Raw genomic sequence first — 327 nt, forward strand, 5'->3', positions numbered from 1 at the left:
CCGCGCAGCGGTGTCCCGAAAGGGGTAGGGTTGCTTCATGCAGCCAACGTAACACGCAGCCCTCGGGCTACGCTGGGGCCTTAGCTCAGCTGGGAGAGCGCCTGATTTGCATTCAGGAGGTCAGGAGTTCGATCCTCCTAGGCTCCACCAAGCATACGGCCCTTGAATAACCGCTTGGGCTGGTCCCTCTCGGGACATTCCTTCGGAATGCCCTGCCGGGACGTCGCGGTTTTGCTTTGCAAAACACGCTGGGTCGGTAGCTCAGGTGGTTAGAGCGCACGCCTGATAAGCGTGAGGTCGGAGGTTCAAGTCCTCCTCGACCCACCA

At 60.6% G+C, this 327-nt stretch carries 2 tRNA genes; both read left to right on the forward strand.

The features are described from left to right. Positions 1-74 precede the first annotated feature (74 nt). Positions 75-150: transfer RNA gene (locus ACNQ62_RS16640), tRNA-Ala, on the forward strand. 100 nt (positions 151-250) lie between these two features. Further along, positions 251-327 (forward strand) — tRNA-Ile (locus ACNQ62_RS16645).

It is taken from the genome of Sulfitobacter sp. SBS6, from assembly GCF_048285585.1.
In the GTDB taxonomy this organism is placed as follows: domain Bacteria; phylum Pseudomonadota; class Alphaproteobacteria; order Rhodobacterales; family Rhodobacteraceae; genus Sulfitobacter; species Sulfitobacter pontiacus.